Here is a 22,680-nt window from a genome sequence, read left to right as displayed (position 1 = left end):
CCGGCTGATCTTCGTTCTCACTGACATGACGAACCACGACGGCAGAATGTGACAGATGAACGACAACGAAGTTCTGGCGCACCGCTTCGAGGAGAACCGGACGCATCTGTCGGCGGTCGCCTATCGGATGCTCGGCTCGATCAGCGAAGCGGAGGACGCCGTGCAGGAGGGCTGGCTCCGGCTCAGCCGTGCCGAGACGTCGGATGTGGAGAACCTGCCGGGTTGGCTGACGACGGTCGTCGCCCGGGTCTGCCTCGACATGCTCCGCTCACGGAAGACTCGCCGCGAGGAGCCCCTGGATGTCCATGTGCCGGATCCGATCGTGAGCGAATTGGACGGGGCCGACCCCGAGCACGAGGCGGTGCTGGGCGACTCCGTCGGACTCGCGCTGCTGGTCGTTCTCGACACGCTGACACCCGCCGAGCGGCTCGCATTCGTGTTGCACGACATGTTCGCCCTGTCCTTCGACGAGATCGCCGCGATCGCCGGACGCACCCCCGCCGCAGCCCGCCAGCTCGCGAGCCGCGCGCGCCGCCGCGTCCAGGGGTCGGGACCCGCCCCGGATACCGATCTGGCCCGGCAGCGGGAGATTGTCGAGGCCTTCATGGCCGCCTCGCGGGGTGGCCGGTTCGATGACCTCCTCGCTCTGCTCGACCCGGACATCGTCCTGCGGGCCGACCGCGGCGCGGAGGGATCCGACGTGGTGCGCGGAGCCCGCGCCGTCAGCGAGCAGGCCCTCACCTTCTCGCGCTTCGCTCCTTTCGCCCGGCTCGCCCTGGTGAACGGCGCAGCCGGGGTCGTGACCGCACCCGGGGGAAAGACCTTCTCGGTCATGGCCTTCACCGTCTCAGGTGGGAAGATCGCCCGGATCGACATCCTCGCCGACCCGCACCGCCTGCAGCGTCTGAGGCTCGCCCACGCCGGCGACTGACGACCCCGCAGGTAGCGGCGGTTTTTTGTGCCGGATCCTGGGGATCTGCGCCGTCCTGCCAGTACCATGGTGGGACAGGTACGCCCTCGAGCACGGAGGTCACCCATGGAGCTCGGCACCGTCACTTTCACCTACGACGGGCGGGTAGCCCTTCGATTCCAGCAGGCGCTCTCGCACTCGCCGGAGAAGGTGTGGCGTGTTCTCACCGACCCGCAGTACCTGAAGGCCTGGTTTCCCGCCGACGTCGAGTTCGACCTCACTCCGGGCGCCGAGCTCGTCTTCCGGGTGACGCCGGAGCAGGTGCGCCGATTCGGATTGCCCGCAGATCAGACCACCACTGGGACGGTCATCTCGGTGCATCCCGCCCACATCCTCGAGTACCTGTGGGACGCCGAGACGCTGCACTGGGAACTCGTCCCCGACGGCAGCGGAGGCTGCTGGCTGACGCTCACCCACACCGTGGAAGAAGAAGAATCCGCCTACGCCCACGCCGCCGGCTGGCACGCGGGACTCGAGGTGGTCGAAGCGCAACTGGACGGCCGCGAGGTCGACTGGTCCCCGTGGGATCGGGCCGACGAACTCGCCGCGTCCTATCGCAAGACGTCCTGACGACCGGATTCACCGACTGCCAGGAGTGCGTATCGCGGGCAGCAAGACCACACCGGCAGCGACCTTCGTGAAGGAGGTCACCGGAGGGGCGACGCGACGATGGGGTGTGCGCGGCACCGACCTCGGCTGTCCCACGCGCCTGGCCGACGGCAGGGTCGCGTTCTTCTTCGGCGACACGTTCAGCTCACGCGGCCGACACGGCAGGCGGTGGCGCAGCCCAGTCATGTTGCGCTCCACCACAACAGATCTGCGCGGCGGCGTCGAGTTCGAATCCGCGGCCGGCGGCCGGACGGCGAGGGAGATCCTGCCGAACGCGCACGACGTCCGCGAACTCCCCGACCGCGAGTCGGCGGGCACCGAGTTCACCGTCGTGCCCGCAGACGCCGTCACGATCGGTGATCGGACGTATCTGTCCGTCGTCAGTGTGCACTCGTGGAGGTCACGGGCGTGGCCGACGAACTTCACGTACCTCGCCTGGTCCGACGACGGCGGCGACAACTGGCACCGCTCACCCGCCCGTTGGGACAACCTCGGCGGGTCGCTCGATCAGCTGTGGACGATGGAACGGCACGACGGCTACGTCTACGTCGTCTCGAGCGCGTTCGACCGCACCCATCCGGGTGGGATGATCCTCCGGCGGGTCCCCGAATCGTGCATCCTCGAGCCCGCAGCCTACGAACACTGGGGCTGGGACCGCGGCACGGGATGGGCGTGGGGGCAGCCCGCGACCCCGATCCTGCCGGGCCCCGTCGGGGAGATGTGCCTGCGACGAATCGACGGCACCTGGGTCCTCGCGTACTTCGATCCCACCGCGTACGCGATCGTCACTCGCACGGCGGCGCGTATCGACGGACTGTGGTCGGAACCGACCGTGCAGATCGCCGGGGGCGACTGGGGAGCGACGGACGGCACGTGGGCGCAAATCTACGGCGGATTCATCCATCCGGCGTCCACGCTGGACGAGCTGCATCTGTTTGTGTCGCAATGGAACACGACGACCGGGAACCCCTACCGCGTCCTGCAGTTCGCGACCCGGCTGGACGCCGGGTAGCTCACCCGACGAGTTCCGACTCCGTCCACCGCCCCTCCCCTTCGAGTTCCACACCGCGGGAATGGAATTGGTTGAGGGTGCTGCGGTGGCCGACACTCACCACGATGCTGTCCGGGAGTTCGGTCCTGAGCAGGGTGTAGAGCGTGTATTCGAGCCCCTCGTCGATGGCCGACGTGGCCTCGTCGAGGAAGATCACCGCGGGGCGCGCGATCAGCACCCGCGCGAACGCGAGACGCTGCTGCTCACCCGGCGACAGGATCCGCGTCCAGTCGGCGGTCTCGTCGAGCCGATCCCCCAGATTGCCGAGCGACACCTTCGACAGCGCACCACGCACGACGTCGTCGGCCGCCGTCGGCTCCTTCGGGTATGCCAGTGCGGTCCGCAGCGAACCGAGCGGCAGGTACGGCCGCTGGGACAGGAAGATCGCCTCCCCCGCCGGCCGCGACACCGTGCCGTCTGCGTACGGCCACAGATCGGCGAGCGTGCGGAGCAGGGTGGTCTTGCCCGAGCCCGACGGGCCCTTGACCAGCAACGACTGTCCGGGGGTCACGGTCAGCTCGAGCCCCTCGATGAGGGTCTGCCCCGTCGGGATGCGCACGTCCAGCTTCTCGACCTGGAGGTCGTCGCCCGACTTGCCGGTCTTCAGGATCGGAAGTTCGGCGGCGTGCTGGTTGTCGTTGGCCAGACCGTTGAGTCGGATCAGGGTGGCGCGGAAACTCGCGAAGTCGGCGTACGACTCACGGAAGAAGGACAGGGAGTCGTGGACCTGACCGAACGCCTGCGACGTCTGCATCACGTCACCGAGCGACACCTGACCGGTGAACAGTCGCGGACCCTGCACGAGGAACGGGAAGATGACGGCCGTCTGGTTGACGGTGAGGTTCCATCCGCTGAATTTCAACGTCCGGAACACGATCTGCCACATGTTCCGGATGACGTCCGCGAACCGCCCGGCAAGGGTGCGGCGCTCGACGTTCTCGCCGCGGTAGAACGCGATGCTCTCGCCGTACTCCCGCACCCGGATCAGCGCGTAGCGGAAGTTGGCGCCCAGTTTCTCGTTGAGGAAGTTCAGCTTGATGAGGGGCTTGCCGATCCAGAACGCCACCACCGTGGTCACCAGCACGTAGATGTAGACGAGGAAGATCATCGCCCGCGAGATCTCGACGCCGAACACCGTCATCGGGCCGGACAGATCCCACAGGATTCCCGTGAAGGACACGATCGACAGCACGGCGGTCACCGCGCCCATCGACAGCGAGCGGGACGTGGTCACGAAGTTGGTGATATCGGCCTGGACGCGCTGGTCCGGGTTGTCGATCGCGTCGTCCAGGAACCGGTCGCGGTAGTAGGCGCGGCTGTCGAGCCAGTCGTCGACGAGATGGTGGTTGAGCCACGTCCGCCAGTCGATGTCGAGGGTCTGCCCGATCAGGTATTCGATCAGTGCCCGCACCACGTGGACCGTCGCCAGAATGGCGAATACGCGGAGGAAGTGCCAGAAAGCCGACTCGTCCAGGTTCTGGATCGAATCGTAGAAATCGTTGTACCAGTAGGAGAACAGCACCGTCATCCGCACCGCGAAGACCGTCGACAGCAGCAGCACCGCCAGGATGGTCAACGGCTTGAGGCTGCGCCGCGGATCGAAGTACGGCGCGGCGAAGCGCCAGAACTGCCTACCCCATTTGGTGAACCGCGCGAGCAGTATCACTACGACGACGAACGCGACGACAGTCATGACGTAGGCCTTGAGCAGCCACATCGAGCTGTCCCAGACGACGTTGTTCCAGTCCACGACCCATATCCCCGATCACGAGGTGAAACTCACCAGAAAAGATGGAGAAGTGTAACCCCGGACCTCGGTCATCGGCGAGAGATACGCGCAGGACACGCATCGATGCTCACCCACACGTCGCCCGATGTCCCATTTGCGCGGTTTCGGCCACACGGGCGGGGCATCCGGGCAGGGAGAACGGGCCCCGCCGACGGGGAGTCTACGAGTCCTTGTCGGGCTCAGGCTTTTTCAGGTTGCCTTCGTCGTCGACGTAGTCGTCGAACGCGGTACCCGACACGGTGCCGTCGGAGCCGGGCAGGACGACCGTCTCCCGGGCGCCCGGCTCGTAGCGGGCGTCGATCTCCTCCACCTTCTTCTTGGCTTCGGCGAGCGCCTCGTCGTCGGGAAGGGGAACTTCGCTCTCGGCCTGCCGGCCGGTGTTCTTCTGCTCGGGTGCGTCTGCGCTCATTGTGCACGTCCGTTCCGTTTCGGAGATTCCAGACCGACCATACGCCGCGGCCCCCAGTTGAACTACCGTTCAAAACCGTTCGGTGGCAAAGGAATGGCGGGGCGCTACTTCCGCGACGGGAAGTGCCGGATGAGACCCTCCTGGACCACGGTGGCCAGCAACTCGCCCTCCAGGGAGAAGAACCGCCCCGTCGCGAGGCCGCGGGACCCCGCCGCGACCGGCGATTCCGTGGCGTAGAGCGTCCAGTCGTCGAACCGGAACGGCCGGTGGAACCAGATGGAATGGTTGACGGTGGCCGCGACGATCCGGTCCAGCCCCCACGACAATCCGTGGGTGGTGATGATGGAATCCAGGACGGTGGTGTCCGACGAGTAGCCCATGACGGCCACGTGGATCAGCGGGTCGTCCGGCAGGTCGCCGTCCGATTTCATCCAGACCCGGTTGTGGGTGAGCTTCTCCCCCGTGCCCTTCATGATCCACGACGGGTCGTTCGCGTACCGCATGTCGATCGGCTTGAGCGCGTCGACGAACATCTTCAGTCGATCCTCGTAACCCAGGAAGTGGTCGCCCAGTGGCGGCAGCGTGTCCGGGAACGGGACGTCGGGCACCTCGACCGCGTGCTCGAGACCCTTACCCCAGTCCTGGAACGCCGCCAGCATGACGAACAGTTCCTCACCGTTCTGCAGCGCCGTGACCTGGCGGTTCGCGAAGGCCCGGCCGTCACGGTGCCGCTCGACGCGGTATTCGATGGGTTCCTTGACGTTGCCGCCGCGGATGAAGTGGGCGTTGATCGCGTGCACGGCGCGTTCGCCGCTCACGGTGCGGCCGGCGGCGACCAGTGCCTGGGAAATCAACTGGCCGCCGAACGTCCGGCTCCCCACCTGCGCGGGATGCCGACCTCGGTACGTGTCCTCCCCGGTCCTCTCGAGATCGAGAAGTTCGAGCAGGGTCTGGAGATCGGTCTTCGCCGCGACTTCGCTCACCTAGTGGTCCTCTTCGCCGATTCTGTGGACGTGGATCAGGTTGGTCGAGCCTACGGTGCCGGGCGGCGACCCGGCCACGATGACCACCAGTTCACCCTTCTGGTACCGACCCAACCCGAGCAGCGCGTGGTCGACCTGCCGCACCATCGCGTCGGTGCTCTCGACCGGGTCGACGATGAACGTCTCGGTGCCCCACGTCAGCGACAACTGGCTGCGCACCTCCGGCAGCGGGGTGAACGCCAGCAACGGCAGCGGCGTGTGCAGACGCGCCAGGCGGCGCACCGTGTCCCCGGACTGGGTGAACGCGACCAGCGCCTTCGCGTCCAGCCGCTCCCCGATGTCGCGGGCGGCGTACGAGATGACACCGCGCTTGGTACGCGGCACGTGGGTCAGCGGCGGCACCTGGGTGGACTCGTTCTCCACGGCCTCGACGATCCGCGCCATCGTGCGCACCGTCTCCATCACGTACTTACCGACCGACGTCTCACCGGACAGCATCACGGCGTCCGCACCGTCGAGCACGGCGTTGGCGACGTCGGACGCCTCGGCGCGGGTGGGCCGCGAGTTCTCGATCATCGACTCGAGCATCTGGGTGGCCACGATGACCGGCTTCGCGTTCTCCCGGGCGATCTGGATCGCCCGCTTCTGCACCAGCGGCACCTGCTCGAGCGGCAACTCCACACCCAGGTCACCGCGGGCGACCATCACCGCGTCGAACGCCAGCACGATCGCCTCGAGGTTGTCGATCGCCTCCGGCTTCTCCAGCTTCGCGATCACCGGGATCCGGCGACCGACCCGATCCATCACGGCGTGAACCAGTTCCACATCGGCAGGCGACCGCACGAACGACAGGGCGATGAAGTCGACGCCGAGGCCGAGCGCGAACTCGAGGTCCGCGATGTCCTTCTCCGACAGCGCCGGGACCGACACGTTCATCCCCGGCAGGGAGACACCCTTGTTGTTGCTGACCGGGCCGCCCTCGGTGACCCGGCAGATCACGTCGTTGCCGTCCACACCGGAGACGACGAGACCGACCTTGCCGTCGTCGACGAGCAGGCGGTCACCGGCCTTGGCGTCCTCGGCGAGCTGCTTGTAGGTGGTGGACACCCGGTCGTGGGTGCCCTCGACCTCGTCGACGGTGATCCGCACTTCCTCACCGTTGGCCCACGTGGTGCGCCCCTCGGCGAACCGGCCGAGCCGGATCTTCGGGCCCTGGAGGTCGGCGAGGACACCGACCGCCTTCCCCGTCGCGTCCGAGGCCGCCCGGACGCGTTTGTAGTTCTCCTCGTGGTCGGCGTGTTCGCCGTGGCTGAAATTCAGCCGCGCCACGTCCATACCGCTTTCGACGAGCTCGCGAATACGGTCACCGGTGGCGGTAGCAGGTCCAAGTGTGCATACGATCTTCGTGCGTCGGTTCACGGCCTCGAGCCTAGTCGTCCCGCGCGCCCTTCTCCATTTAGACGACTGCCAGCGGGAGCGCCGTCGGATGCACCGGCGACGGGAGGTCCGACGCCCCGGTCAGATACACGTCGACGGCGTGCGCCGCGGACCTGCCCTCCGCGATCGCCCACACCACGAGCGACGCGCCGCGGTGCGCGTCCCCGCAGACGAAGACCCCGGGCGCGGTGGTCTGCCAGTCCGGTCCGCAGGAGAGCGATCCGCGCCGGGTGGGCGACAGTCCGTAGTCGTCGAGCAGCGGACCGAGATCGACACCCTCGAATCCGATCGCGAAAAGCGCTAGTTCGCAGGGTAATTCGATCTCCTCGCCGACCGGCGTGATGATGCGTTTGCCGTCCTCGCGGGTGACCCGGACCTCGGCGAGCACCATGGATCGGACGTTCCCGTTCTCGTCACCGAGGAAGCGCTGCACCGCGACCTGGTATCGGCGGACACCGCCCTCGGCGTGCGCGGGTGACGTGCGCAGCACCATCGGCCACGCGGGCCACGGCGTCGCGGCCTCGTCCCGTTCCGCCGGCAATTCCGGGTTGTAGTCCAGCTGGGTCACCGACAGCGCGCCCTGGCGGTGCGCCGTTCCCAGGCAGTCGGCCCCGGTGTCGCCGCCGCCGATGATGACGACGTGCTTGCCCTTGGCGGTGATGGTCGCGGGACCGTCACCCTCGCATTCCTTGTTCGAGGTGACGAGGTGTTCCATCGCGAGGTGGATCCCATTCAGCTCCCGGCCCTCGACGGTGGTGTTGTCGCGGCCCCGGAGCGCGCCGATCGCGAGCACGACGGCGTCGAAGTTCTCGCGCATCTGCTCCACGGTGAGGTCGACGCCGACCTCGCAGTCGGTGACGAAGTGCGTTCCCTCGGCGCGCATCTGCATGAGGCGCTGATCGAGGATCGCCTTCTCCATCTTGAATTCCGGGATGCCGTACCGCAGCAGTCCCCCGAGCCGGTCGTCGCGCTCGTAGACGGTGACGTCATGCCCCGCCCGGGTCAGCTGCTGCGCCGCCGCGAGGCCGGCCGGACCGGAACCGACCACCGCGACCTTGCGTCCCGTGGCGATCATCGGCGGCTTGGGCACCACCGTGCCGGACTCCCACGCGACGTCGGCGATGGCCTGCTCGATCCGCTTGATGGTGACGCTGCCCGTCGTGTGTGTGTCGGCGAGCGAGAGCACACACGCCGACTCGCACGGCGCCGGGCACACCCGCCCCGTGAACTCCGGGAAGTTGTTGGTGGCGTGCAACCGCTCACTGGCCGCCGACCAGCGGCCGCGCCGCACCAGGTCGTTCCATTCCGGGATCAGGTTGCCCAGCGGGCAGCCCGCACTTCCCGAGTGGCAGAACGGGATTCCGCAGTCCATGCACCGGGCGGCCTGCTCGGACACCTCGGTGGCCCGGTCCGCCGGACTCTGCGGCGCGTACACCTCGTGCCAGTCGTGCACCCGCTCCGCGACCGGACGCTTGCGCGCCTCCTTCTTGACGATGTGCAGAAATCCCTGTGGATCAGCCACGTGCCGCCTCCATGATCGCAGTGTCGACGTCGAGTCCCTCGGCCTTGGCCATCCGGGTCGCGTCCAGCACCCGCTGGTAGTCCACCGGCATCACCTTGGTGAACAGTGCGGAGCGGCGGGGCCAGTCGGCGAGCACCGACGCCGCCACCGCGGAACCGGTCCACCGGTGGTGCCGGGTGACCGCGCCGCACAACCAGTCGAGGTCGTCCGGGTCGGGTTGCAGGAGCTTCACCATCGCCGGGTTCACGTCCTCGGGGTCCAAGTCGAGGACGTACGCGATGCCGCCGGACATTCCGGCCGCCATGTTCCGGCCGGTCGGTCCGAGGATCACGACCCGTCCGCCCGTCATGTACTCGCAGGCGTGGTCGCCGACGCCCTCCACGACGGCCGACGCACCGGAGTTGCGCACCGAGAAGCGTTCGCCGACGCGGCCCCGGAGATACAGCTCCCCCGAGGTGGCACCGTAGAGCAGGGTGTTGCCCGCGATCACCTGGGTTTCCGGGACGAACAGGACGTCGTCGGCGGGACGGACCACGATCCGCCCGCCGGACAATCCCTTGCCGACGTAGTCGTTGGCGTCACCGGTCAGGTCGATGGTGATTCCCGGCGGCAGGAACGCGCCGAGCGACTGCCCGGCCGAACCCGTGAACGTGAGCCGGATCGTGTCGTCCGGCAGCCCGGCGGCGCCGTACCGGCGGGTGACCTCCGCGCCGAGCAGTGTGCCGACGGTCCGGTTGACGTTGCGCACCGGCATCTCGATCTCCACGGCGTGCGCGTCCTCGAGTGCGCCCTCGGCCAGCTGGATGAGCGTGCGATCCAGCGCCCGGTCCAGTCCGTGGTCCTGGTCGCGGTCCCGGCGCCGCTGTGGCAGCGGCGTCCCGTCCGGCCCGGTGGGCATTGCGAAGATCGGGGTGAGGTCGAGTCCGCGGTTCTTCCAGTGGGCGATCCCCTGCGCGGTCTCCAGGACGTCGGCGTGACCGACGGCCTCGTCGATGCTGCGGAACCCGAGGTTCGCCAGGTACTGGCGCACGTCCTCGGCGACGAAGCGGAAGAACTCCTCCACGAACTCCGGTTTGCCGGTGTACCGCTTGCGCAGCTCCGGGTTCTGGGTGGCGACACCGACCGGGCAGGTGTCGAGGTGGCAGACCCGCATCATGATGCAGCCCGCCACGATCAGCGGGGCCGTCGAGAACCCGAACTCCTCTGCACCCAGCAGCGCCGCGACCACGACGTCCCGCGCGGTGCGCATCCCTCCGTCGCACTGGACGGTGATGCGGTCGCGGAGACCGTTGAGGACCAGCGTCTGCTGGGCGTCGGCCAGCCCGATCTCCCACGGCGCCCCGGCATGCTTCATCGACGTCAGCGGGGTGGCGCCGGTTCCGCCGTCGTTCCCGGAGATCAGGACCACGTCGGCGTGCGCCTTGCTGACTCCGGCGGCGACCGTTCCCACACCCACCGAGCTGACCAGCTTCACGTGGACCCGGGCCCGGTCGTTGGCGTTCTTCAGGTCGTGGATCAGCTGGGCGAGATCCTCGATCGAGTAGATGTCGTGGTGCGGCGGCGGCGAGATCAGCCCGACCCCCGGCGTCGAGTGCCGGGTCTCCGCGACCCACGGGTACACCTTGTACGCCGGCAGCTGGCCGCCCTCACCGGGCTTCGCCCCCTGCGCCATCTTGATCTGGATGTCGCTCGCGTTGATCAGGTAGTCGCTGGTGACGCCGAACCGCCCGCTCGCCACCTGCTTGACGGCGCTGCGGCGCGACGGATCGTAGAGACGGTCGACGTTCTCGCCGCCCTCGCCCGTATTGGAGCGTCCGCCGAGGTTGTTCATCGCGACGGCCATCGTCTCGTGGGCCTCGGCGGAGATCGAGCCGTAGCTCATCGCACCGGTGTTGAACCGGGTGACGATCCGCTCGACCGGTTCCACCTCGTCCAGCGGCACCGGCGGGCGCACGCCCTCGCGGAACGTGAACAGGCCGCGCAGGGCGCCACCGGCCTCGGCGAGCCGGTTCACCTCCTCGCTGTACTTCGCGAACACCTCGTGCTGACCGGTGCGGGTGGCGTGCTGCAGCAGGAACACCGTCTCCGGGGTGAACAGGTGCAGTTCGCCGTCGCGGCGGAACTGGTACTCGCCGCCGTCCTCGAGCCGCCGGTGGGCGAACTCGGCCGGGTTGTCGGGGTACGCCTGCCGGTGGCGGACGGTGACCTCCCGGGCGATCTCGTCGAGACCGGCGCCGCCCAGCTTGCTGACGGTGCCCTTGAAGTATTCGTGGACGAGGTCGCGGTCCAGGCCGATCGCCTCGAACACCTGCGCCGCGGTGTACGAGCCGACAGTGGAGATGCCCATCTTCGACATCACCTTGAGAACACCCTTGCCGAGAGCGGTGAGGTAGTTCCGCACAGCGATCGTGTGCTCGACGCCGGTGAGTTCGCCCTCGGACACGAGGTCCTCGATCGACTCCATCGCGAGGTACGGGTTGACGGCCGCGGCGCCGTACCCGATGAGCAATGCCAAGTGGTGGACCTCGCGGGCGTCACCGGATTCGACGACCAGCGCCACCTTGGTGCGCTCCTTGGTCCGCACCAGGTGATGGTGCACCGCCGCCACCGCGAGCAGCGACGGGATCGGCGCGCGGGTGTGATCGGAGTCGCGGTCCGAGATCACCAGCGTCCGGTAGCCCTCCGCGATCGCGGCGCTCGCCTGGGCCCGCAATTCCTCGATCGCCTCGGCCATCCCCGCACCGCCGCGCTCCACGTCGTACAGCGCGCGCAGCACCGTCGCGGCCAGCCCCGGATGGTTGCCGTCCGCGTTCACGTTGATGATCTTGTTCAGCTCTTCGTTGTCGAGCACCGGCCACGGCAGCACGATCTGCCTGCACGACGCCGCGGTCGGCTCGAGCAGGTTCTGCTCCGGGCCCATGACCCGCGACAGCGACGTCACGATCTCTTCGCGGATCGCGTCGAGCGGCGGGTTCGTGACCTGCGCGAACAGTTCGACGAAGTAGTCGTAGAGCAGCCGCGAACGCTGCGACATGACGGCGATCGGCGTGTCCGTCCCCATCGAGCCGAGGGGCTCGCCGCCGGACGCGGCCATCGGCGCGAGCAGGATGCGCAGATCCTCCTCGGTGTACCCGAACGCCACCTGCCGTCGCACCACCGACTCGTGGTTGTGCTGCGCGTGCGGACGATCCGGCAGCGTCTTCAGTTCGAGCAGACCGGCATACAGCCACTCGGCGTACGGCAGCTCCGCCGCGAGCCGCATCTTGATCTCCTCGTCGGGCACGATCCTGCCCTCGGACGTGTCGACCAGGAACATCTGCCCCGGTTCCAGGCGGCCCTTGGCCACGACCTCCGCCTGCGGGACGTCGAGGACACCGCTCTCGCTCGCGAGGACCACCCGCCCGTCGACGGTCTGCCACCAGCGCCCCGGACGCAGGCCGTTGCGGTCCAGCACGGCGCCGACCGCGGTCCCGTCGGTGAACGTCACACACGCCGGTCCGTCCCACGCCTCCATCAGCGACGCGTGGAACTGGTAGAAGGCCCGCCGGTCGGGGCACATCGACGTGTCGTTCTCCCACGCCTCCGGCACCATCATCATCACCGCGTGCGCCACACTGCGGCCTGCGAGGTGCAGCAATTCGAGTACCTCGTCGAACGACGCCGAATCCGACGCGTCGGGGGTGCAGATCGGATACAGCCTGCGCAGATCGCCCGGGATCACCGAACTCGACAGCAATGCCTCGCGGGCGCGCATGCGGTTCCGGTTGCCGCGGACCGTGTTGATCTCGCCGTTGTGCGCGACGAACCGGAACGGATGCGCGAGCGGCCAGGACGGGAACGTGTTGGTCGAGAACCGGCTGTGCACGATGGCGATCGCACTCGCGATCCGCGGGTCGCGCAGGTCCGGGAAGTACCGCGACAGCTGGGACGTGGTCAGCATGCCCTTGTAGACGACGGTCCGGCTCGACAGCGACGGGAAGTACACGCCGCTGTCCTCGGACTCGACCTCGGGAGTGACCTGCTCGGCCCGCTTGCGCAGTGGGTAGACCAGGCGGTCTAGTGCCAGGCCGCCGGGCCGGATCCCGCCGACGGCGGGGGCGGTGACGAACAACTGGCTCATGTGCGGTTCGCAGGCCCGGGCCGTGGAGCCGACGTCCGCGCCGTCGGGGTCGACGGGCACCCGGCGCCAGCCGAGGATCTCGAGCCCTTCCTCGGCCGCGAGGTCGGACACGCGCCGTTGCGCGGCCGCCCGCGCCTGCGGGTCCTGCGGGAGGAAGCAGATGCCCGCCGCGTACGTGCTGCTGCCGTCGTCGAGCGGTGCGGGGAGATCGAAGTCGACGACGCCCCCGAAGAATTCGGCGGGGAGCTGGAGAAGGATGCCGGCGCCGTCTCCGCTGTTCGGTTCCGATCCTGCCGCACCGCGGTGCTGGAGATTCTCGAGGGCGAGGAGTCCGTCGGAGACGATGGAGTGTGAGCGGCGGCCGTGCACGTCCGCAACCATGGCGACGCCACAGGAATCGACTTCCTGGTCCGGGTCGTACAAGCCCTGGGGACCGGGCAACTGAGAGAACAGCACCGATATACCTCCACATCGGCCAGGAAGACCACCAGTGTGTGCGCTCCGCACGTGCTGTCGGCGGCCTCCGCTAGCGGGGTCGCCACGACGGGCGCTAACTGCTTTTCGGGGGTCTACCGGGACAGCTTCGGCCCGTGAAGGTTGTTACCGGACGTACACCCGGCGCGCTCAGCTTACCAGGACCGATACCCCGCGAGATATGCCGAATCCGGCCCCGGAAAGCACTGTGGCCCGTGTCGCATCAGCAACACGGGCCACAGTTCGGTCGGGGATCGTCACTGCTCCCGCAGGGGTCGTCCGTACTTGTCCTTCACGCTCCCGGTCAGCATCATGATGCCGTCGACCAGCGGCCAGATTCCCCCGATTCCACAGGTGAGCCACGTGACGGCGATCTGAGCCACGGCGATGCCGGGCTGGTTCAGGTAGAACCGCCCGACTCCGAAACCGCCGAGGAAGATCTGCAGCAGGCCTGCGGTCAGCTTGGACTTGTCCGAGTACGGCTCACCCGTCAGCGGATGCCTGCCGAACGGCGCCGACGGATCGGCGTACGCGTTGTAGCCGGCGGGGGCGTATCCGGGCGGCGGGAACCCCTGCTGGGGGTACCCCTGCTGCTGCCCGTACCCCTGCTGCTGATACCCGGGCTGCTGGTAGTCCTGCGGCGACTGCGGAGCCGCCCCGTACTGCGCGCCGTAGTTGGGGTCGGGTGCGCCGTAGGTGGGACCGTCCGGTTGCTGCTGGGGCTTCTCGTAGCCGGTGTAGGGCGCGGTCGGCTCGCCGACGTTCGGGAGCGGGGCCGTCGGCTCGGTTCCACTCGGCGACGGGTAGATGGGCGTCGACCCCCAGCCCGGGCCGTTACCGACACCGGAGTAGGTGTCCCAGCCCGGTCCGGTGCCGGACGAACCCGGTGATGGCGTCGCGTCCGACGTGGCCGGCGGCTGGGACAGCGAGGCCTCGGCGGTGGCGTCGTAATCGAAGGGTGAGCCGAACTCGGGCGGCGGGCTCGACTCGGTGCTGTTCTCGGTGCCGTCGCTGCTCTTCCCCAGATCGACCTTGTGTGCGTCCTCGGATGCACCCTTGCCGGAATCGTCGGATGCTTTCCCCGGTTCAGTCATTCGCGTCATCCTTCTTGCTGTCGATGGGCTTCGTGCCCGCCTCGCCGCCGGCACTCGCAGTACTCGCGGCCTTGTCGTCCGATACCGGCTCCGACGCGGACGCGCCCTCGTCCTTGCCCTCGTTCCCGTCCTCGACGTTCTTCTCGGGCTCCTTCTCCGTGGTCTCGCTGTCGACCGGTTCGCCGTCTGCAGGCCGCAATTCGGCCGGGTCCTCACGGCCCTTCGTCGCGGCGAAGAAGTACACCAGGGCCGCGACGAACACCAGGGCGGACGTGAACGAGTTCACGCGGACACCGGCGATGAGGCTCGCGTGATCGCTGCGCATCAGTTCGATCCAGAAGCGGCCGGCGCAGTAACCGGCCACGTACAGGGCGAAGAGTCGGCCGTGACCGATGCGGAAGCGGCGATCGACCCACACGAGCAGGAGGACGATCAGCACGTTCCACAGCGCCTCGTACAGGAACGTCGGATGCACCACGAACGCGACCTCGCCGGTGGACACCCCGTCGATCAGCTGCGGTGACACCTGGCCCAGGTCGTTGCGCCGCTCGAAGATCTCGAGCCCCCACGGCACGTCGGTCTCGCGACCGTAGAGTTCCTGGTTGAAGTAGTTTCCGAGCCGGCCGATCGCCTGCGCCAGCAGGATCGCGGGCGCGACCGCGTCGCCGAGCGCAGGCAGCGGGATGCCGCGGCGACGACAACCGATCCAGGCTCCGACGCCGCCGAGCGCCACGGCGCCCCAGATGCCGAGGCCGCCCTGCCACACCTTCAGGGCGTCGACGGGGTCGCCGCCTTCCCCGAAGTACGTCGGCCAGTCGGTCATCACGTGGTAGAGACGGCCGCCGATCAGGCCGAACGGCACCGCCCAGATGGCGATGTCGAGGACCGTGCCCTTCTCGCCGCCGCGGGCGACCCAGCGACGGTCACCCCACACGATCGCGACGACGATCCCGACGATGATGAACAGCGCGTACGCGCGCAGGGCCACCGGTCCGACATACCAGACACCTTGGGGCGGACTCGGAATGTAGGCCAGTACGTCCACAGTGGAAGTCACGACGCCACGGTAGCGGAGCGAACGCCCTCGGCGAGTTCCTTCGTGAGCGAGCGCACGGCGTCCAGACCGCTCTCCGCGGCCGTGACCAGCGCGGATCCGACGATGACCGCATCGGCGTACGCGGCGATCTCGGCGGCCTGCGCGCCGGAGCGGACACCCAGTCCGACACCCACCGGAATGTCCGAGTGGGCGCGGATGCGGGCCGTCAGCTCGGGTGCCATCGACGACACCGCGTCACGGGCGCCGGTGACACCCATCGTGGACGCGGCGTACACGAAGCCGCTGCTGGCGTCGAGTGTCATCGCGAGGCGTTCCTCGGTCGACGACGGCGCCACGAGGAAGATCCGGTCGAGGTCGTGTTCCTTCGACGCGGCGATCCACTCGCCGGCCTCCTCGGGGATGAGGTTGGGCGTGATCAGCCCGAGGCCGCCCGCGCTCGCCAGGTCGCGGGAGAACTTGTCGACCCCGTACTGCAGGACCGGATTCCAGTAGGTCATCACGACGGCCTTGCCGCCGACGGAGGCGATCGCCTCGACGACGGTGAACACGTCACGCACCCGGACACCGTTCCGCAGCGCCGTCTCGGCCGCCGCCTGGATGGTGGGTCCGTCCATCACCGGGTCGGAGTAGGCGATGCCGACCTCGACGATGTCGCAACCGGATTCGACCATCGCCTTGAACACGTCGATGGACTCCTGCACGGTCGGGAAACCGGCGGGGAGGTACCCGACGAGCGCGGCGCGCTTCTCCTCGCGGCACTGCGCGAACGTCGGGGCGAGGCGCGAGAGTCGTTCGCTCACTTGGCCGAACCTTCCTTGTCAGTCGTGGTGGTCTCGGTCGAGTCGTCGGGATCGAACAGTCCGAACCACTTGGCGGCGGTGTCCATGTCCTTGTCGCCGCGCCCGGACAGGCTGATGACGATGATCGCGCCCTCCCCCAGTTCGCGGCCCAGTCGCAGCGACCCGGCGACGGCGTGGGCGGACTCGATGGCCGGGATGATGCCCTCCCGCTCGGACAGCAGACGCAGCGCGTCCATCGCCTCCGTGTCGGTGACCGGCTCGTAGGTGGCGCGGCCGATGTCCTTGAGGAGTGCGTGCTCCGGTCCGACACCGGGGTAGTCGAGGCCCGCGGAGATCGAGTGCGACTCGATGGTCTGGCCGTCCTCGTCCTGCAGCAGGTACGAGTACGCGCCCTGGAACGCGCCCGGGGTGCCCGCCGCGAACGTGGCGGCGTGCCGCCCGGTCTCGACGCCGTCACCGGCGGCCTCGTAGCCGACCAGACGCACGGCCGGGTCGTCGAGGAACGCGTGGAAGATGCCGATGGCGTTGGAACCGCCGCCGACGCACGCCGTCACCGCGTCGGGCAGGCGACCCGTCAGCGCCTGCACCTGGGCGCGCGCCTCCAGACCGACGACGCGCTGGAAGTCGCGGACGATGGTCGGGAACGGGTGCGGCCCGGCAGCGGTGCCGAAGCAGTAGTACGTGTTGTGGGCGTTGGTGACCCAGTCGCGCAGCGCCTCGTTGATGGCGTCCTTCAGGGTCCTCGACCCCGACTCGACCGACACCACCGAGGAACCCAGCAACCGCATGCGGGCGACGTTCAGCGCCTGCCGCTCGGTGTCGACGGCACCCATGTAGATGACGCATTCGAGGCCGAGGAGCGCACAGGCGGTCGCGGTCGCCACACCGTGCTGGCCGGCGCCGGTCTCCGCGATGATGCGGGTCTTGCCCATGCGCTTGGCGAGCAGCACCTGACCGAGCACATTGTTGATCTTGTGCGAGCCGGTGTGGTTGAGGTCTTCGCGCTTGAGGATGAGCCGCGCCCCACCGGCGAACTCGCTCATCCGTTTCGCCTCGAAGATCGGGGACGGACGGCCGGTGTAGTCGCGCTGGAGACGATCGAGTTCGTTCAGGAACGCGTCGTCGGCGCGGGCCTTCTCGTACTCGGCGGTGACCTCCTCGATCACTGCCATCAGGGCCTCGGGCACGTGCCGTCCGCCGTACACGCCGAAGTGTCCTCCGGCGTCGGGGTCGTGCGTCGTGCGCTCGGCGATTCCGGCGCTGGCAGTCGGCAGATTGCCACCCTTGAAGACGGTTTCCTGATTACGTGAAGTCACAGGACCAGTCTGCCCCAACGCCGGGTTCCGCCGCCGTCCGGGTCAGATCCGCCGACGCAGCGTCAGCGTGACGGCTTGGGGCAGGACGGGTGAGCCCCGGCGTTGACCAGATCGGCGACCGCCTTGCGCGGATCCCCGCTGGTGACGAGGCCTTCGCCGACCAGCACCGCGTCGGCTCCCGCACCGGCGTAGGCCAGCAGGTCGGCCGTGCCGCGCACACCGGACTCGGCGATCTTGATGATCTCGGTGGGCAGCCCGGGAGCGATCTCGCCGAACGTGTTCTTGTCGACCTCGAGCGTCTTGAGGTTGCGGGCGTTGACACCGATCACCTTGGCGCCCGCCTCGAGCGCCCGGTTGGCCTCTTCCTCGGTGTGGACCTCGACGAGGGCCGTCATGCCCAGCGACTCCGTGCGGTCGATCAGCGACGCGAGCGCGTCCTGTTCGAGGGCGGCGACGATGAGCAGCACGACGTCGGCGCCGTGCGCGCGGGCCTCGTGGATCTGATACGGCCCGACGATGAAGTCCTTGCGGAGGATCGGGATGCTCACCGCGCGGCGGACGGCGTCGAGGTCCGCGAGGGACCCCTGGAACCGCCGCTCCTCGGTGAGCACGCTGATCACGCGGGCCCCACCGGCCTGGTACGCGGCGGCCAACTCGGCGGGGTCGGTGATGTCGGCGAGCGCGCCCTTCGAGGGGCTCGCGCGCTTGACCTCGGCGATGACTCCGATGCCCGGCTCGAGCAGGGCGGCCGCGGCATCGAGGGCCGGCGGTGCGGCGGCGGCGGCAGCCTTGACTGCGGCGAAGTCAAGGACGGCTTCGCGGGCGGCGACGTCGGCGCGCACCCCGTCGAGAATCGAGTCGAGAACGGTCATCGTGGCCCGAGTCCTTTCTGGGCAGAAACCCGATGTGAGGAACATCATCAGGGGTGAAGTCAGCCTAGATGGCACTCTGATTCTGTTTACGTTCGGGTCCCCGGGTCTTTGTCCGGTCCGTCAACTTGGTCGACAGGTTCGGCTTTCTTGTCTTCCACCGTCGGGTCCTCCCCGGCGTCCAGGGCGTCCCAGAGCATGCGCTGGGTGACGGGACCCTCGGCCGAATCGGCGCCGGTCTTCTTCGCCGCATCACGTCGCGCACCGGGGCTGTCGTACTTGGAGGAGAGCCCGGCCCGCACGCGCGGACGGCGGACGAGTTCCACCGCGGCGGCGAGCGCCGCCAACGCGCCCACCAGCGCGAGAACGGCGGGGCCGACGTGCACGGACACCGACTGGACCTCGGCGCGGCCCGGCAACTCGGCCAGCCGGCCCGCCTCGTCGTCGGAGGCGCCGGACACGATCAACCCCACGGCGGGGACCGCGGCCGCGACGGCCACGACCGCGACGAGCACACCGAGCACCTGCAGCGCCCAGCCCTTCACGGCGAACGACGCGGCGATCGCGGCGACCAGGGTCAGCGCCAGCGGCGTGAGCGCCGCGGCCCACGTGCCGCCGACGAGCGCGGACGTGCGCTCCTCGCCGAGCCCGTCGGAGGAGGTGACCTCCACCCACGTCATCCGGGAGGCACCCCACAGGCACAGCGCGGCGACGGCGAGCAGCAGCACCGAGATCATCGACCGGCGACGTCCCGCCCGCCCGGGTTCCCGGGCCGTCTCCGACGCGTCACTCACTGCGTGTCGCCTCCCAGGGTCTTCAGCGTGTGTGCCGCCGCGATCGCGCTGAGCACCGCCATCGCCTTGTTCCGCGCCTCGGTGTCCTCGTATTCGGGGTTCGAGTCGGCGACGACGCCCGCACCCGCCTGGACGTACCCGATGCCGTCCTTGATCAGCGCCGTCCGGATCGCGATGGCCGTGTCGGCGTCGCCGGCGAAGTCGAGGTACCCGATGATGCCGCCGTAGATGCCCCGGCGCGTGGGCTCGAGTTCCTCGATCAGCTGCATCGCCCGGACCTTCGGCGCGCCCGACAGGGTGCCCGCCGGGAAGCACGCGGTGACGGCGTCCAGGGCCTGCTTGCCGTCCGCGAGGTGACCGGTGACGGTGGAGACGAGATGCATCACGTGGCTGTACCGCTCGATGTGGCGGTAGTCGTGAACCTTCACGGTGCCCGGTTCGCACACGCGCCCGAGGTCGTTGCGGCCCAGATCCACGAGCATCAGGTGCTCCGCGTTCTCCTTCTCGTCGGCGAGCAGGTCCTTCTCGAGCAGGATGTCCTCCTCCTCGGTGTGCCCTCGCCACCGGGTTCCCGCGATCGGGTGCGTGGTGGCGACGCCTTCCGACACGGTCACCAGGGCCTCCGGGCTCGAACCGACGATCGAGAACGCGGTCTCGCCGTCGCCGTTCGGCACGTTGAGCAGGTACATGTACGGGCTGGGATTGGAGGCGCGCAGCATCCGGTAGACGTCGATCGGGTCCGCCGTGCAGTCGATCTCGAAGCGCTGCGACAGCACGACCTGGAACGCCTCGCCCGCCTCGATGTCTCCCACGAGCTTCTGCACGTCGGCGCCGAAACCTTCGGTGGTGCGCTGACGCCGGTAGTCGGGGGCGGGCTTCGCGAACGTGGACACGGTGGACGACGCCGGGGCCGACAGGGCGTGCGTCATCCGGTCCAGCCGCTCGACCGCGGAGTCGTAGGCTTCGTCGACGCGTTCGTCGGTGCCGTCCCAGTTCACGGCGTTGGCGATCAGCGTGATGGCGCCCTCGTGGTGGTCGACGGCAGCGAGGTCCGTCGCCAGCAACATGACCATCTCGGGGATCTGCAGATCGTCGGTGGCGTGCTCGCCGATCCGCTCGATCCGGCGCACCGCGTCGTATCCGAGGAAGCCGACCATGCCGCCGGTCAGCGGCGGCAGGTCGGGCAGCCGCTCGGTGCGGAGCAGTTCCAGCGTCTGGCCGAGGGCCGCGATCGGATCGCCGCCGGACGGGACACCCGCGGGGACGTTGCCGTACCACGCGGCCTCACCGTCGACGACGGTGAGCGCGGCGGGGCTGCCCGCGCCGATGAACGACCATCGCGACCACGATCGGCCGTTCTCCGCCGACTCGAGCAGGAAGGTCCCCGGCCGGTTCGCCGCCAGCTTGGTGTACGCCGACAGCGGAGTTTCCGCGTCAGCCAGCACCTTGCGCGTCACCGGGACCACCCGGTGTTCGGCGGCGAGAGCGTGGAACTGCTCGCGCGTGGTGGTCGAGTCGGACCCGCCGTCGGCCGGGGTTGCGGCGGACTCGGGTGCGGAAATCGTGGTGGGCTCGCCGTGCATGCCGACCATCATCCCAGGCGCACTCGTCGTGTCTGCGTGCGCGGGTAGCCTCGGCTCTCATGAAGCCAGGTCAGCTCGCACCGGAATTCACCCTGCCCGATCAGGACGGCATCGCGCGATCGCTGTCGAGCCTCCTCGAGGACGGCCCTCTGGTGCTGTTCTTCTACCCTGCGGCGTCGACGCCGGTCTGCACCGCCGAGGCCTGCCATTTCCGTGACCTCGGCATCGAGTTCTCCGCGGTGGGCGCGTCCCGCGCCGGGATCAGCACCGACGCGGTGGAGAAGCAGGCGTCATTCGCGCAGGCGCAGTCGTTCGACTACCCGCTGCTGTCGGACACCGACGGAGCCGTCGCGGAGAAGTTCGGGGTCCGCCGCGGACTGCTCGGCAAGCTCGCCCCCGTCAAGCGGTCGACGTTCGTCATCGACACCGACCGCACCGTGCTCGAGGTCATCTCGAGCGAGTTCCGCGCCAACACGCACGGCGATCAGGCGCTCGCCTTCCTCCGGACGCGTCAGTCCACCTGAATCGACCGTTTGGCCAGCCCCATCCAGAAACCGTCGATCACCTGCCGGGGAATCTGCTCGGGATCGCTCGAGGCGCCCAGCGTGACGAACAGCGGCGCGAAGTGCTCGATCGTCGGGTGGGCGTACGGCATGCCCGGCGCGAGCGAGCGGAAGTCGACGAGCGAATCGACGTCGCCCGCGGCGAGCCGCTCGTCCGCCCAGGCGTCGAACTCCGACGACCAGCCGGGTGCCTTCGCGTCGGGTGACGGGTCGCGCAGGAACGGCAGCCCGTGGGTGGTGAATCCGGAACCGACGATCAGCACACCCTGCTCGCGCAGGGGACGCAGCCGCTCACCGAGGTGCAGCAGTCGCTGCGGGTCGAGCGTGGGCAGCGAGATCTGGAGGACCGGGATGTCGGCGTCGGGGTACATGACCGTCAACGGCACGTAGGCGCCGTGGTCGAGGCCGCGGTGCGGCTGATGCGACACGGTCTCGTCGTCCGGCATCAGGGCCGCGACCTGCGCCGCGAGTCCGGGGGCGCCGGGCGACTCGTACGTGGTCCGGTAGAAGCGTTCGGGGAAGCCCCCGAAGTCGTAGACCAGGGGCGTGCCGGTGGTGGTGGATCCGATCGTGAGCGGCGCGGATTCCCAGTGTGCCGACACCATCAGGATGGCCTTCGGCCGCGGCAGGTCGCCCGCCCACTTCGCCAGCTGCGCGACCCACAGTTCACTGTCGACCAGCGGAGGCGCACCATGGCTGAGGAACAGTGCGGGCATGGTGGCGGTCATCGCGACTCCTTCGGATCGAGATCCAGCATTGAACTCTCAATGTTGAACCTTCAAGTTACTATAGGAGTCAACCCGGGGGCGCGGCAACTAATCCCCGGACACGATCCGGTCCGCGACGTGCTAACTATGTTGGACACGCTGCACGCGTGGATCGACGTACGGATGGAGGACACCACTGATGAGTGGTAACGACGAAGGCAAGTCGGCCGAGCCCGGCACCCGATGGCTCGACGCAGAGCAGCAGGAGGCCTGGCTCACCCTCATCGCCCTGGTCACCCGGCTCCCCGCCGCACTCGACACCCAGCTCCAACGCGACTCCGCACTCACCCACTTCGAGTACTTCGTCCTCGCCTCACTGTCCGGCGAAGCGAACCGGCGCCTGCAACTGTCCCTGCTCGCCCAGCGCGCCAACGCGTCACTGTCCCGGCTGTCCCACGTCGTCACCAAGATGGAAAAAGCCGGCTGGGTACGCCGCGAGAGCATCCGCGGCAGCCGCGGCTCCGACGCCGTCC

General features: G+C 68.7%; 19 protein-coding genes. 5 read left to right on the top strand and 14 right to left on the bottom strand.

The window, feature by feature from the left end; genetic code table 11:
- Positions 1–55 precede the first annotated feature (55 nt).
- The 3 genes from DTA22_RS20355 to DTA22_RS20345 all read left to right on the top strand — a co-directional run bounded on the left by DTA22_RS20355 (position 56) and on the right by DTA22_RS20345 (position 2,591).
- Entirely contained in the window at positions 56–931 is an 876-nt protein-coding gene (locus DTA22_RS20355) for a sigma-70 family RNA polymerase sigma factor (RefSeq protein WP_037237443.1), read from the top strand.
- A 105-nt stretch (positions 932–1,036) separates the two neighbouring features.
- The gene (locus tag DTA22_RS20350; RefSeq protein ID WP_005260370.1) at positions 1,037–1,540 is read left to right on the top strand and encodes an SRPBCC family protein; all 504 of its coding nucleotides are present in this window, start codon (positions 1,037–1,039) and stop codon (positions 1,538–1,540) included.
- Positions 1,541–1,565: 25 nt separating this feature from the next.
- Positions 1,566–2,591: a DUF4185 domain-containing protein gene (locus DTA22_RS20345; RefSeq protein WP_112300714.1), complete on the top strand. Its 1,026-nt coding sequence runs from the start codon at positions 1,566–1,568 to the stop codon at positions 2,589–2,591.
- A gap of 1 nt (position 2,592) precedes the next feature.
- On the opposite strand, the gene DTA22_RS20340 is transcribed toward DTA22_RS20345, so the two are convergent.
- The 13 genes from DTA22_RS20340 to DTA22_RS20280 all read right to left on the bottom strand — a co-directional run bounded on the left by DTA22_RS20340 (position 2,593) and on the right by DTA22_RS20280 (position 20,877).
- Positions 2,593–4,380 carry an ABC transporter ATP-binding protein/permease gene (locus tag DTA22_RS20340; protein ID WP_112300713.1) on the bottom strand — a complete coding sequence of 596 codons (1,788 nt, stop codon included), beginning with the start codon at positions 4,378–4,380 and terminating at the stop codon, positions 2,593–2,595.
- A gap of 199 nt (positions 4,381–4,579) precedes the next feature.
- A complete protein-coding gene (locus DTA22_RS20335; RefSeq protein WP_037237452.1) occupies positions 4,580–4,828 on the bottom strand; it encodes a hypothetical protein in 249 nt (82 codons plus the stop codon).
- A 104-nt stretch (positions 4,829–4,932) separates the two neighbouring features.
- Positions 4,933–5,811 carry an acyl-CoA thioesterase gene (locus DTA22_RS20330; protein WP_112300712.1) on the bottom strand — a complete coding sequence of 293 codons (879 nt, stop codon included), beginning with the start codon at positions 5,809–5,811 and terminating at the stop codon, positions 4,933–4,935.
- On the bottom strand, positions 5,812–7,230 hold the full coding sequence (pyk, locus tag DTA22_RS20325) for a pyruvate kinase (RefSeq protein ID WP_009473661.1): 1,419 nt from the start codon (positions 7,228–7,230) through the stop codon (positions 5,812–5,814).
- A gap of 37 nt (positions 7,231–7,267) precedes the next feature.
- Positions 7,268–8,770 carry a glutamate synthase subunit beta gene (locus tag DTA22_RS20320; protein ID WP_037237456.1) on the bottom strand — a complete coding sequence of 501 codons (1,503 nt, stop codon included), beginning with the start codon at positions 8,768–8,770 and terminating at the stop codon, positions 7,268–7,270.
- Positions 8,763–13,346, bottom strand: a complete 4,584-nt coding sequence (gene gltB, locus DTA22_RS20315) for a glutamate synthase large subunit (protein WP_112300711.1) — start codon at positions 13,344–13,346, stop codon at positions 8,763–8,765. The genes DTA22_RS20320 and gltB overlap by 8 nt, the downstream gene beginning before the upstream one ends.
- Positions 13,347–13,621: 275 nt before the next feature.
- Positions 13,622–14,458: a TM2 domain-containing protein gene (locus DTA22_RS20310; protein WP_112300710.1), complete on the bottom strand. Its 837-nt coding sequence runs from the start codon at positions 14,456–14,458 to the stop codon at positions 13,622–13,624.
- Positions 14,451–15,515 (bottom strand): prolipoprotein diacylglyceryl transferase, encoded by a 1,065-nt coding sequence (lgt, locus tag DTA22_RS20305; RefSeq protein ID WP_112300709.1) that lies wholly within the window; start codon positions 15,513–15,515, stop codon positions 14,451–14,453. The genes DTA22_RS20310 and lgt overlap by 8 nt, the downstream gene beginning before the upstream one ends.
- A complete protein-coding gene (trpA, locus tag DTA22_RS20300; RefSeq protein WP_005247486.1) occupies positions 15,512–16,315 on the bottom strand; it encodes a tryptophan synthase subunit alpha in 804 nt (267 codons plus the stop codon). Before trpA ends, lgt begins: the two co-directional genes overlap by 4 nt.
- Positions 16,312–17,631 carry a tryptophan synthase subunit beta gene (trpB, locus tag DTA22_RS20295; protein ID WP_005247488.1) on the bottom strand — a complete coding sequence of 440 codons (1,320 nt, stop codon included), beginning with the start codon at positions 17,629–17,631 and terminating at the stop codon, positions 16,312–16,314. Before trpB ends, trpA begins: the two co-directional genes overlap by 4 nt.
- A 62-nt stretch (positions 17,632–17,693) precedes the next feature.
- Positions 17,694–18,503 carry an indole-3-glycerol phosphate synthase TrpC gene (trpC, locus tag DTA22_RS20290; protein WP_005247490.1) on the bottom strand — a complete coding sequence of 270 codons (810 nt, stop codon included), beginning with the start codon at positions 18,501–18,503 and terminating at the stop codon, positions 17,694–17,696.
- A gap of 86 nt (positions 18,504–18,589) precedes the next feature.
- Positions 18,590–19,294 (bottom strand): TIGR02234 family membrane protein, encoded by a 705-nt coding sequence (locus DTA22_RS20285; RefSeq protein WP_112300708.1) that lies wholly within the window; start codon positions 19,292–19,294, stop codon positions 18,590–18,592.
- Positions 19,291–20,877 (bottom strand): anthranilate synthase component I, encoded by a 1,587-nt coding sequence (locus DTA22_RS20280; RefSeq protein WP_112300754.1) that lies wholly within the window; start codon positions 20,875–20,877, stop codon positions 19,291–19,293. The genes DTA22_RS20285 and DTA22_RS20280 overlap by 4 nt, the downstream gene beginning before the upstream one ends.
- Before the next feature lie 59 nt (positions 20,878–20,936).
- Here DTA22_RS20280 and DTA22_RS20275 point away from each other — a divergent pair, with 59 nt between their 5' ends.
- On the top strand, positions 20,937–21,401 hold the full coding sequence (locus DTA22_RS20275; protein ID WP_037237464.1) for a peroxiredoxin: 465 nt from the start codon (positions 20,937–20,939) through the stop codon (positions 21,399–21,401).
- Here DTA22_RS20275 and DTA22_RS20270 read toward each other — a convergent pair.
- Positions 21,389–22,168, bottom strand: coding sequence for a dioxygenase family protein (locus DTA22_RS20270; RefSeq protein ID WP_112300707.1), 780 nt, complete (start codon positions 22,166–22,168; stop codon positions 21,389–21,391). The two genes, DTA22_RS20275 and DTA22_RS20270, sit on opposite strands and share 13 nt — an antisense overlap.
- A 178-nt stretch (positions 22,169–22,346) precedes the next feature.
- Between DTA22_RS20270 and DTA22_RS20265 the strand changes: the two genes are divergently transcribed.
- Positions 22,347–22,680 (top strand): MarR family transcriptional regulator (locus DTA22_RS20265; protein WP_112300706.1); only part of this gene is annotated, 334 nt, incomplete at its 3' end.

Origin of the sequence: Rhodococcus wratislaviensis, assembly GCF_900455735.1 — a bacterium.
GTDB lineage: Bacteria > Actinomycetota > Actinomycetes > Mycobacteriales > Mycobacteriaceae > Rhodococcus_F > Rhodococcus_F wratislaviensis.
The sequence above is the reverse complement of the archived record's forward strand: the minus strand, read 5'-3'. Positions and strand labels throughout refer to the sequence as shown.